The organism is Microcoleus sp. K4-B3, from assembly GCF_036704615.1.
Lineage (GTDB): Bacteria > Cyanobacteriota > Cyanobacteriia > Cyanobacteriales > Microcoleaceae > Microcoleus.
The window spans coordinates 35,951-47,079 of sequence record NZ_JAUBSF010000053.1; the positions used below are offsets into that span (position 1 = coordinate 35,951).

Consider the following 11,129-nt stretch of genomic DNA (forward strand, 5'->3'; position numbering starts at 1 on the left):
CGACTGAGTTAATCTGAATGAATTTTTGTAAAAGATTTGCTGAGACTTACGCGATCGACTAAACTATGTCTAACCAGTCGGTTCTAATGGGGAGCAGCCGTTAGAGGAAACGGGGAAAGTTCGGTGCAAGTCCGGCGCTGTCCCGCAACTGTAATGAAAGTCATGTCGCTTTCTGAGTCAGGATGCCCGCCGATGTGTTAATTTACATAGTCTCATCTGCGAGGTTCAGCGTGAAGGCCAGAAATCGGAAATTGGTCAGCTTGGGATTGATGGCTGGCTTGAGTTGTTATATTGTCCTGGGATCGGCAACGCCCGCTGCAGCTATGCACATTTCGGAAGGTTTTTTGCCGGTGCAATGGGCTGCATTTTGGTGGATGGTGGCGTTGCCTTTTTTTGCAGTAGGTTTGCGCTCAATTACTCGCATTACAAAAGAACACCCGGAACTTAAACTATTGCTTGCTTTGGCGGGTGCGTTTACTTTTGTGCTTTCTGCTTTAAAAATTCCCTCGGTAACGGGGAGTTGTTCTCACCCGACGGGTACCGGTTTGGGTGCAATTTTGTTCGGCCCTTCGGTGATGGCTGTACTGGGGGCTTTAGTCCTGTTGTTTCAAACGTTACTGTTAGCACATGGTGGCTTGACAACGCTGGGAGCGAATATGTTTTCGATGGCGATTGTCGGCCCTTTCGCTGCCTATTTTATCTATCAATTGCTGTTGCGAACTGGTAGCCAGCGGGCGGCAATTTTTTGTGCTGCGGCTTTGGCAGATTTGCTGACTTATGTGACGACTTCGATTCAATTAGCGTTAGCTTTTCCGGCAGCCAGTGGCGGTTTTATGGCTTCGTTTCTCAAGTTTGCTGGCATCTTTGCTATCACTCAAGTACCCCTAGCCATCAGTGAGGGATTGCTGACTCTATTGGTCTGGAATTGGCTGCATTCTTACGGGAAGCCGGAGTTAGAAACTTTGAAATTATTGAGACAGGAGTCATAAGCGGTGAATCAAAAACCTACAAAAAATCACCAATCTACTTCGCGGCAAAATTGGCTGTTGGCTGGTGCTGTGATTGTTCTGGCAGCGTTTCCTTTAGTTTTTGTGCGGGGTAAATACGGGGGTTCCGATGACCAAGCTAAGAAAGCAATTACGGAAATTCAACCGGGTTATAAACCTTGGTTCAATCACTTGTTTGAGCCGGCTAGCGGAGAAATTTCAAGTCTATTGTTTGCGTCTCAAGCGGCGATGGGGGCTGGCGTAGTGGGGTACGTCATTGGGTTGTATAAAGGCCGATCGCAATCTCGGCAGCAGTCCGATCGTAAATCGTCGGAATGAACCATCAGATTGATAGTCTGGCTTATACCAATCGCTTGCGCGGGTTGCCGCCAGCTCACAAGTTATCATTTGCGATCGCCCTTTTAATTCTGTCTCTAGTTTCTGGGGCGATCGTCCAATTGTCGATCGCCCTTTGGTTGGCAGTCTGGATCGTCGTCTATGCGGGCATTCCGGGGAAACTGTATTTGCGGTTGCTGTCGCTACCGTTGATGTTTTTGCTGACAAGTTTGCCTGCTTTGGCGATGGGTGCGGTTGCGGGCGATCGTATCCCCGCAATTCACTGGGATATCTGGCAAGGTTGGGGCATTAGCATCGGCACTTTTTATCTGTATGTGAGCCGCACCGGAATATACCAAGTGAGCTTGCTATTTGTTCGCGCCTTCGCATCGACAAGTTGTATGTATTTCATCCTCTTGACGGTTCCATTTACCGAAACCTTGCAAATTCTCAGACAATTACGGTGTCCAGAGTTAGTCACAGAACTGCTATTACTAATGTATCGGTTTATTTTTAGCTTATTGGCGATCGCCGATGAACTTTGGATAGCACAAAACTCGCGCTGTGGCTACCGCACTTGGAAACTGGGAATGCGCAGTTTAAGCATTTTAATCGGGCAATTGCTTCAGCGAACTTTGGAAAGCTACCGTCAAGTTTCGTTGAGTTTAGCCTCGCGCGGCTTTAATGGAGAACTGCGCGTTTGGAATTCTTACCCTTATAAACCTTCGCGAAGATATATATTTGAAGCCGTGTTTGGGTGTACAATTTTAACTTTGTTAAACGTGCTATTTAAACATTAAATTACTCGTTCCCAGGCTCTGCCTGGTAAGGCAGAACCGCAGGCTCTGCCTCCAATTTCCCATTCGCCACGCGAGGCAGAGCCTCTGGAAATCGGTTCCCAGGCAGAGCCTAGGAACCAGTCAATAGGATTGTCAAAATTAGATGTGTACCACCTTAGCAATTCTAAATAAATTGTGGGATGGGCTTCTAGCCCGTCCAAGCTCGAAGCCCATCCCAAGCTTCATTTTATCAATATGACTTTTATGAACTAAAGTAATGACTTTTATGAATTGACCTTACAAGAAATCTATTGAATGATTGTCATCAATAGATTTCTTGTAGGAATTATATTATGAACAAATGGCCGTTCAAAAAAATACTTTGTTTCTTAATGACCTCCTTGACCGTCTTTCTGGTCACAGTCACTCAGACACGGGCCCAACAACTACCGTTTTACTGGGATAACATCAACGTCACAATCGACGTTCAGACCAACGGAGATATGTTAGTTACGGAAAAGCAAAAATATGTCTTCGCAGCCGACTACAACACTGAACGATATCGCTATATTCCTTTAGGTAAGGTAGATGAAATTAAAGATGTGACCGTTACCGAAAATAATCAAATAATTCCGAGTAGCACGGGGATTGAAAACAATGAACTTTGGATTCGTTGGCAACATCAATTAAAAGCGCCAGAATCACATACTTTTGTCATCAAATATCGCGTGCTAGGCGGATTGCAGGTAGATGGTGAGAATACTCTAGTTTATTGGAAAGCCATTGCAGCGGGTCGCAAAGCTCCGATTAATAGGGGAAAAGTTACGGTGCAATTACCAGAAGCTTTGTCAGGGAAAGTTCTCTCGTTTACGAATTTTGGTACAGCCGCAGTTCCGCGTCAAGTAGATCCTAAAACATTTGAGTTTGTGGCAAGTCAGCCTATTCAACCCCAACAAGAATTAGAAGTACAAATCGCATTTCCCCAGGCAATTCTGAATATACCTCAACCTGGTTGGCAACAAAGTGGCAACCAATCTCAATCTTCTCCGGGAGAAGAAGGCTTTTCCATAGACCTAGGACCCATTTTTTTTCTAATGTTGTTCGGACTTTTTCCAGCTTTAGGAATTATCACATCCATTGCAAATCGACGCTGCCCTGAGTGTAAAACGTTCAATCTCAAACGAACTTATAAAGTTTTGATTCCTGCAACTACTAGCCGTTCAGGAAAGCAGCAAGTTACCCACCACTGTGGACACTGCTCTTACCATAACGAGTACGAAGCAGTAATTCCAGTCATTAGCAATGACAGCGGTGGTGGTGGCGGTGGTGGCGGTGGCGGTGGTGGCGGTGGTGGTGGCGGTGGCGGTGGCGGTTAATATCAAGGGGAGTTACGCATCACAAGCAAAGAAACCGGGTTTTTACTGAATCTGCGGGTTGTAACCAAGTATTCTCGCCAAAAACCCGGTTTCTGACTACCCGCGCGTCCAGGACTATTGTTGATAATTTTCGTATTCTCGTTAGTTTAGCGGGCAGGATTTGAATAAGGGCGATCGCACTTTTTACAACAGCTATTACAAATATGACTTTTATGAACTTAATTAATGAATTTAATGAATTGACTTTCACTTGGGCTTGTTTGATTATGTTAATAACATTACCTTGAAATTGATTAAATATAAAATCATGAAACAAACATCAGACAAGCTGGAACTGCGAGAGACGGCGGCATTTTGGATGAATCTATTCGTTGGGGGTAGTTTTTTGGCATTTGGTTTGCCTTTTGGTTGGTATTCCGGCAGTGTTTTCCTTTATTTATTTGCTGTAATTGGTTTGATGTTGGTGATATTCTCACAGATTGAGATCGTTACATTTGATAAAAATCTCGGTCATCTGACTTTCAAGTGGGAACAACCACTCATTTTCAAAACCAAAGTGGTCAAACACCTGATTCAAGATATTTCAGGTGTGGAAATACAGAAGATTGAGGATAGTGAGAGTATCAAGTATCGTGTATGTCTGGTGCTGGAGTCAGGCAAGCGGTCTGTGCCTTTAACTTCATACTTCAGCACTGGTTTGGGAGACAAGCATAAAAAAGCCGAAGTCATTGCGACATTTCTGAATATCAAAAATTACGGTCTTGAAGGCTTTCCCAGACAACAAAATTCTAGCGAAGAACTTCAATGGGAGACTATAGAGGAGGAGATTGTCCACTGGGAAACTGCAATTAGAAGTGACTCCAATGATGCTGATGCTCACATCAGCTTGGCATCGGCTTTGCTTAACCAAGACCAAACAAAAAACAAACAACAAGCAATAAGCCACCTAAAACAGGCAGAGGCTATTTTCAAAACTAAAGGCTATGACGAGGAAGCAAAGCAGGTTTTCCAACTTTGGGGCCTGCTCTATTGGGGACTTCTTGGAAAGTGAGGTTTAGATGGAATTTTCTCTTCTCAGGTTCTGCTGGGAATACTTACCCAGAGGTTCGGCCTCCAAACACTATCAAAATAAGGAGAAAAAATCATGTATCAAGATACTAACAAAAGAAACAGTCCGCCACCCATTGTTTTTATTATTGCCCTCGGCTTAATTGGGTTTGGCGCCTACAAGTTCCTTCCCGGTTTATTGAAAGCCAAAACTTCAAATACACCTACATCTACATCTACACCGGCAACGAGCGCATCGGGAGCGATCGCCAATCGTATCAGTTTAGGAAATCAGATATTGCTGACATCCCAAACAACGCCCGAGAAACAAGCAGGAGTTCAAGCTTTTGCTGAGGGAAATTACCAAGCTGCAGCCCAATATTTTCAGAAATCGCTGCAACAAAATCGCAACGACCCGGAAACCATTATCTATTTGAATAATGCCAAAGCCAGCAATGGTTCTTCCTTAAAAATTGCTGTCAGCGTTCCCATTGGTAGCAACCCCAATGTCGCCCAAGAAATCCTCCGGGGTGTCGCCCAAGCTCAGGATGAAATCAATACTAGCGGTGGCATCAATGGGGCAAAACTGCAAGTAGAAATTGTCAACGATGACAACAGTCCCGAAGTGGTCAGAGAAGTTGCCAAAGCATTAACAAAGGAGCAAAACATACTAGCAGTAATTGGACACAATGCTAGCAACGCATCTCTCGAAGCTGCTCCGATATATCAGCAAGAAAAACTGGTAATGGTGACACCGACTAGCTTTGCAAATAATCTATCAGGATTTGGCAGCTACATCTTTCGGACAGTACCCAATATTAGCTTAATGGCTGCTCCCTTAGCAGAATATGCAGTTAAAACAGAACGCCAAACTAATATAGCGGTTTGTTACGACTCCCAAGCACCTGATAACATATCATTTAAAGATGAATTTGTTGCCTCTCTTACTGCTGCTGGTGGCAAATTAGTTCCCACTGTTTGCGACTTTTCGTTACCATCTTTTAATCCCGACAAAGCCCTCGCCGATGCTGTCAGCAAAGGTGCACAAGGATTGATGGTAGCACCCCACGTCGATCGCATTGACCGTGCCATCTCTCTGGCTCGCATCAATCGAGGCAAATTGCCACTCTACGGCAGCACTACGCTCTACACCTTTCAAACTTTAAAAGACGGACAAAAAGACGTTGACGGGCTTGTTTTGCCCGTTCCCTGGCATCCTGAAACTAATCCCGGTAGCCGTTTCCCAGAAAATGCCCGCCAGCTTTGGGGAGGAATTGTGAATTGGCGAACCGCAACGACTTTTGACGCGACTCAAGCTGTCATCGCTGGCTTGCGGCAAAGCAATACACGAGAAGGGTTGCAACAAGCGCTCAGAAATGCGAGTTTTTCGACAGCAGGAGCAAGCGAGGATGTGAAGTTTTTACCCACGGGCGATCGGGCTGGTAAGCCGATTTTAGTGCAAGTTAAACAAGGAGGAAGCACTGGCTATAACTTTGTCCCGTTGCGGTAAGTTTGTTAAGTGCGATCGCACTCACATCTTGCACATTCTCAATCAGCCTTTCAGGGGCGGGCAGGATACCCGCCCCACAATAAAATTCCCTCTTTGTGGAACAGGCCGGAAAGCCTGTTTATTAGCATGATTAAAATCTACTTTTCTGTTGAATTAGCCAAATTTTTAAGATAAACTAAAATGAGTAGATTAAAGGAGAGCGTTGTATATGATCGCGCCAGTTGAAACCAAAACTTACACGGCTGAGGAATATCTAGAATTGGAAATCAATTCTCAGGAGCGGCATGAATTTATCAATGGGGAGATTGTTCTGATGGCTGGTGGCGCACCGAATCATAATGAAATTACAAGCATCTTAAATGCTATTTTGAGGGTGAGTCTCAAGGGTAAACCTTACAGTATTTTTGCATCGGATCAGCGGCTTTGGGTTCCGCAGCTTAATAATTATACTTACCCGGATGTGATGGTGGTAGCGCGCCCGATAGATCTGCAATCTGGACGGACGGATACAATTACGAATCCGCTGCTCATTGCTGAGGTGCTGTCTAAAGGTACCAGAGCTTACGATCGAGATGAAAAGTTTGCTGCTTATCGCACTATTCCTAGTTTTCAGGAGTATTTATTAATCGACCAATATCGGCTACGGGTGGAGCAATATTCTAAAACTGATGCGAATAAGTGGATTTTTTCGGAATATAGCTGTATGGGCGATCGGCTGACTTTAACCTCTATTCCTGTGGAGATTTCGCTTGCCGATTTGTATGAAAATATTGAGTTTGGTGAATAGGCGGACGGTTTTTTGTCAAATGTTCCAAATAGTGGTAATATTCCCGTATATCGATCGGCTCTGATGGAGAACAGCCATCAGACGTAAGGGGGAAAGTTCGGTGCGAATCCGGCGCTGTCCCGCAACTGTAAGGAGATTTTTGCTTCTCTGAGTCAGAATGCCCGCCGATTTGTTTACCTGTTGTATTTCATCTGCGAGGTATGGATGATGGTGAGTTTATTATTTTTTTTATTATTGGATTGGGATTTTTTAACCGCAGATATCTGCCGATACACACAGATGAACGCTGAGGTAATTCGATTTGTGTTCTGAAGGGTATCTTATTTTAAGGGAAATGAAAAGAAATGCGAGTTGAAGATAGTGTTTGGCAGGGTAGTTTTGGCTACTGGCAAAACTTGTTTATTCATCAGAATATTTTGTCGGTCGGACATACTGCTTGGAATGGTTTTTTGCATCGAGGACGAGGCTTGGTTGCTTGCAAAATCAATACTCCCATTAACGGCTCTGTGAATTGGAGCGTAGATACTATCAAGTACGATCTGCAATTTATTTCCCAATTGTACGCAACTGCTTATTTGCAACAACTAGAACTAGAGGAGAACACTGTTTCAAATCTGCTGTCTATCATTGCTAGCTACGAGCCAAAGGAAGCAATTATATTTTTGTCGATCGCCAACGGTCAGATTGATATCAATTTGTTGCAAAACTTGGCAATTTCTCCTGTTGAGTGCTATGAACAGGTATGCAAGCGCTGGGAAGAATTTCAACTCTGCCCGAAATCCTAAAACTTACTAAATTTTCCGAATGTCGCAGCCAAAATCAATCGAAATTTCCAAGGTAACTCGCTACCAAAATGCAGCGCTTAATTACTATTTGGGCCTGACAGATTCGCCCTACCTTCACTACGGCTATTGGGAAACCCTACCTGTGCCGGCTGACGAACTAACGATCGCCCGATTGCGCCTCGCTCAGCAAGCTTATACTGTAAAACTGTTGGATGCTATCCCCAAAGGCACTCATACGATACTCGATGTGGGCTGTGGGATTGGCGGAAATGCGGCTTATTTGCTCGATCGAGGTTTTGCAGTCGAAGGGCTCGCACCCGATCCGTTCCAACAACAGCGCTTTCTTAAGTGTACGGGCGATCGGGCAATCTTCCATCTCACGAGGTTTGAAGACTTCAAAGCAACCCATTTCTACGATCTTATTCTATTTAGCGAAAGTAGCCAGTATATGTCGGCTGTTGATATTGCTAACGGTGCCGCCAAAATCCTCAATCAGGGCGGTTACGTTTTGCTTGCCGATATGCTGCGATCTGATGCTAATTATAAAGAGGGAATGTTCTCTAATTGTCATGTTGTTACGGAACTTCATGCAGCATTAAAGCAAGCTGGATTCACTTTAGTAAAAACTGAGGATATTTCCGCCCATATTTTGCCAACAATCGATTTATATGTCGATACTTTCCGCAGGTATGGACTGAATACGATGATCTATGTTGCAGATTTAATTGCGATCGCAGTTCCGCCCGTCCACAAATTCCTGCGCTGGATATTTCGTCGCTGGTTCAAGAAGCTGGTGGTTGAAGGATTGGAAGCAGGTCAACTTTTTGAGCAGCATTTGTGTTATGAAATTCAACTTTGGCAGTTGTCTAAATCAGATGAAGGTTGACACGAATACAATGGTAATCGGTCATCGGTAATAGGTAATTGGAGGCAGAGCCTCCGGGCATTTACTCCCAGGCTCTGTCTGGGAACAAGATTATAACAAATAATAAATAACAAATAACAATTAACAAATAACAAATATGTCTCAATGGATTCTCGAATTCGATCGCACTTCCTACTCATATCCCTGCGGTTCGCGAGTGGCAATTCAGGGTTTAAACCTCAAAGTCCCCGCCGGGAAACGCTGCGGGCTGATCGGTCAAAACGGCTGCGGCAAAACTACCTTTTTCTTGTTAGCAAATGGCTTATATCAACCGCAACAGGGAATCATTAGCTGGGAAGGTAAGCCCTTTCGCTACGATCGCAAATCTTTGATGCAACTGCGCCAACAAATCGGACTCGTCTTTCAAAATCCCGAACATCAATTAGTAGCTTCGACGGTAGAAGAAGATATTTCCTATGGATTGTACAATTTAGGCTTGACAGAACCGGATATTGCGACAAGGGTGCAAGAGGCGATCGAGCAATTCGATCTAAGCGAACTCGCCCGCGAACCAATTCACAATCTCAGTTTGGGGCAGAAAAAGCGGGTGTCGATCGCCGATATCATGGTTCTCAAGCCCAAACTGCTGCTGCTAGATGAACCTACCGCCTATCTCGACCCGCGCCACACCCGACAACTGATCGGTTTACTCCAACAAATTCACAGCGCCGGAACCACCATCCTTTTAGCAAGTCACGACCTCGATTTCATCTACCGCTGGGCTGATTGGGTGTTTGTAATGGATCGGGGAAAATTGATTTTAGAAGGAACACCGGAAACCGTTTTTGCTCAACGGGAGGTTTTGGAACAATTGCAGCTTGGCGTACCGCTGGCGATCGAGCTGATGGAGCAAATAAGGGCGATCGTTGAGAAAGATGATAACTCAAAAATGCACACTTTTGAGCAATGGCAACAACAGATTTTACAAGCGCGGCGGCTGCTTTAACGGGATTTAGACAATTTATGGTGTAGGAATTAAGGAAAGGGAATGAAAAGAATCTGGCCTTCATATTCGTCGGGCTGACTGCAACAAACGAATAAATACAAGTCATCAATGACCTGCCCGATCGAAGCCGTTGCAATAACTTCAACAACTCCGGGCATGGGCAACCCGTTTTGAATTCGTTCGTAGGCGTGGTCGGTAATTGTCGCCACATCATGGGTAAGCAAAATGCGCGCCTCATTGGCTGCCCATTCTAAGATAGCGGGATCGTCTGCGTGGATTAAACCTATATCCTGAATGCGAACAACATCTAAGTCTGGTAAGCGTCTGATTAAGCCTCGTAATATCGAACCGTTGAAGTTCTCATCAGTTAATAGACGCATTGGCTGTGAATTCTCCTAGAGTCCGATCGCGATCGCTCAAGCGCTGCCTGAGATTAGCTAAGTTATACTGCTGCACAAATTGACTGTGCTGTTGTTGAGCTTTCCGGCGGCGTTGCTCTAAGTAGTTATCTATTTCCTGACGGTGGCTGAGATAGTAAGCGATTGCTGCGTATATTTCCTCTAAATCGAGAACAGAATACTGAACCGCAATTTCTTCAGGTGTAGAACCATGATGGTATGCCGCTAACAAGCTATCGAGGGTAACGCGACTGTCACCAATGCGGATGCCACCAGCTTGATCCCAACGAAATGGTGGGGCAGAAACTTTAAATTCGACTTGAGGGCTCATAAGTCTATTCTCAGAATAGTTGTGTCGTTCGATCGTTACTTGTCTGCATTATAACCAAAACCCGATCGCCCTGTCGGTGAGAAAAAGTGACCGATTTTTGTAAAGGTTTTTAAGTTGGTAAATTGTCTATCGAGAGGAAACAGCGATTACAATTCATCGATAGTTACCAACCCACCTTCTGTAAACTGGATCGTAAGCTCATGGCTTTCTAACAAAGCAGTTCCCACTAGGGGTCGCCGTCCTGTCGCAAACACGCGAGCTTCTCGCTCCTCTCCATTTCAAATAATAATTGCTTTATGAAGAGGTAGCATCACTGAGCTGTTATCTGCCAAATTCGCACGCATATCGTATCTGAAAGGAAGATTCAGCAATGCCACTGCTTCAGGTGGCAAACAAAGCTCGTCTGTAAATCCTGTGTCTATGACGAATTCAATCGGGAAATCAGCGCGATTTGGAATCCGAAATGGGATGGTAACAATCGCGTGTCCGTCAGTCACAATACCTGAAATCACTTGACTACACGCTCCATGACACCACCACCAAAAGCAGCAGCAACGTTGTACCCAATTTTGATACCGAAGAGTCGGGCATGGGGATGTTTCTCGCTCAAGAAGTCAGCAGCGCGTAAGCCATTTGCATCAACTCTGTAGTCACCTGTCTCAATGTCAATGATGACCATTTTGCCAATATTTTATTCAATTTCTACTTCTTGGCGGATGCTACTTTCGTATAGTTGCTCTGCGCGTTGAGCAACTTCTTTACGGCTTAAAAGAATTGCTTGCATATGCTAACTTTTAGCTAATGATTGACTGTGATACGTTGCTCTATTATATCGCACAAGCGAGGTAAGCTGTTAAACATCTAAACTGCATTAACTAAGTTGCCTTTATTTTTTATCTTTCGGTTCCATTTCATAATTAGTC

Annotated in this window: 15 protein-coding genes and 2 riboswitches; of the genes, 10 read left to right on the top strand and 5 right to left on the bottom strand. The window is 44.5% G+C overall.

Annotated features, from left to right (window positions below; genetic code table 11):
• Window positions 1-61: 61 nt before the first annotated feature.
• Window positions 62-208, top strand: a riboswitch (cobalamin riboswitch).
• Window positions 209-269: 61 nt separating this feature from the next.
• The 3 genes from QUA78_RS20650 to cbiQ are packed head-to-tail and all read left to right on the top strand — an operon-like array spanning window position 270 to window position 2,122.
• The gene (locus QUA78_RS20650) at window positions 270-989 is read left to right on the top strand and encodes an energy-coupling factor ABC transporter permease (protein ID WP_333047166.1); all 720 of its coding nucleotides are present in this window, start codon (window positions 270-272) and stop codon (window positions 987-989) included.
• 3 nt (window positions 990-992) lie between these two features.
• The gene (locus tag QUA78_RS20655; protein ID WP_333301781.1) at window positions 993-1,325 is read left to right on the top strand and encodes an energy-coupling factor ABC transporter substrate-binding protein; all 333 of its coding nucleotides are present in this window, start codon (window positions 993-995) and stop codon (window positions 1,323-1,325) included.
• The gene (gene cbiQ, locus QUA78_RS20660; protein ID WP_333301782.1) at window positions 1,322-2,122 is read left to right on the top strand and encodes a cobalt ECF transporter T component CbiQ; all 801 of its coding nucleotides are present in this window, start codon (window positions 1,322-1,324) and stop codon (window positions 2,120-2,122) included. The genes QUA78_RS20655 and cbiQ overlap by 4 nt, the downstream gene beginning before the upstream one ends.
• Here cbiQ and QUA78_RS20665 read toward each other — a convergent pair.
• Window positions 2,119-2,340, bottom strand: coding sequence for a hypothetical protein (locus QUA78_RS20665; protein ID WP_333301783.1), 222 nt, complete (start codon window positions 2,338-2,340; stop codon window positions 2,119-2,121). The genes cbiQ and QUA78_RS20665 overlap by 4 nt on opposite strands.
• Before the next feature lie 114 nt (window positions 2,341-2,454).
• On the opposite strand from QUA78_RS20665, the gene QUA78_RS20670 reads away from it, so the two are divergent.
• The 7 genes from QUA78_RS20670 (at window position 2,455) to QUA78_RS20700 (ending at window position 9,477) form a co-directional block, all read left to right on the top strand.
• Complete coding sequence (locus QUA78_RS20670) at window positions 2,455-3,477, top strand: DUF2207 domain-containing protein (protein WP_333301784.1); 1,023 nt, start codon at window positions 2,455-2,457, stop codon at window positions 3,475-3,477.
• 307 nt (window positions 3,478-3,784) lie between these two features.
• Complete coding sequence (locus QUA78_RS20675) at window positions 3,785-4,528, top strand: hypothetical protein (RefSeq protein WP_333301785.1); 744 nt, start codon at window positions 3,785-3,787, stop codon at window positions 4,526-4,528.
• Between the two features lie 93 nt (window positions 4,529-4,621).
• A complete protein-coding gene (locus QUA78_RS20680; protein WP_333301786.1) occupies window positions 4,622-6,034 on the top strand; it encodes an ABC transporter substrate-binding protein in 1,413 nt (470 codons plus the stop codon).
• 208 nt (window positions 6,035-6,242) lie between these two features.
• Window positions 6,243-6,821 carry a Uma2 family endonuclease gene (locus QUA78_RS20685; RefSeq protein ID WP_333301787.1) on the top strand — a complete coding sequence of 193 codons (579 nt, stop codon included), beginning with the start codon at window positions 6,243-6,245 and terminating at the stop codon, window positions 6,819-6,821.
• A 38-nt stretch (window positions 6,822-6,859) separates the two neighbouring features.
• Window positions 6,860-7,004, top strand: a riboswitch (cobalamin riboswitch).
• 161 nt (window positions 7,005-7,165) lie between these two features.
• Window positions 7,166-7,606 (top strand): hypothetical protein, encoded by a 441-nt coding sequence (locus QUA78_RS20690; protein WP_333301788.1) that lies wholly within the window; start codon window positions 7,166-7,168, stop codon window positions 7,604-7,606.
• A gap of 19 nt (window positions 7,607-7,625) precedes the next feature.
• On the top strand, window positions 7,626-8,492 hold the full coding sequence (locus QUA78_RS20695) for a methyltransferase domain-containing protein (RefSeq protein WP_333301789.1): 867 nt from the start codon (window positions 7,626-7,628) through the stop codon (window positions 8,490-8,492).
• Window positions 8,493-8,628: 136 nt separating this feature from the next.
• Entirely contained in the window at window positions 8,629-9,477 is an 849-nt protein-coding gene (locus QUA78_RS20700) for an ABC transporter ATP-binding protein (RefSeq protein WP_333301790.1), read from the top strand.
• A 29-nt stretch (window positions 9,478-9,506) separates the two neighbouring features.
• On the opposite strand, the gene QUA78_RS20705 is transcribed toward QUA78_RS20700, so the two are convergent.
• The 4 genes from QUA78_RS20705 to QUA78_RS20720 form a co-directional block, all read right to left on the bottom strand.
• Window positions 9,507-9,857 carry a DUF5615 family PIN-like protein gene (locus QUA78_RS20705; protein ID WP_333301791.1) on the bottom strand — a complete coding sequence of 117 codons (351 nt, stop codon included), beginning with the start codon at window positions 9,855-9,857 and terminating at the stop codon, window positions 9,507-9,509.
• Window positions 9,841-10,206, bottom strand: a complete 366-nt coding sequence (locus QUA78_RS20710; protein WP_333301792.1) for a DUF433 domain-containing protein — start codon at window positions 10,204-10,206, stop codon at window positions 9,841-9,843. Before QUA78_RS20710 ends, QUA78_RS20705 begins: the two co-directional genes overlap by 17 nt.
• A gap of 278 nt (window positions 10,207-10,484) precedes the next feature.
• A complete protein-coding gene (locus tag QUA78_RS20715) occupies window positions 10,485-10,718 on the bottom strand; it encodes a hypothetical protein (protein WP_333301793.1) in 234 nt (77 codons plus the stop codon).
• Window positions 10,715-10,885 carry a hypothetical protein gene (locus QUA78_RS20720; protein WP_333301794.1) on the bottom strand — a complete coding sequence of 57 codons (171 nt, stop codon included), beginning with the start codon at window positions 10,883-10,885 and terminating at the stop codon, window positions 10,715-10,717. Before QUA78_RS20720 ends, QUA78_RS20715 begins: the two co-directional genes overlap by 4 nt.
• Window positions 10,886-11,129 lie beyond the last annotated feature (244 nt).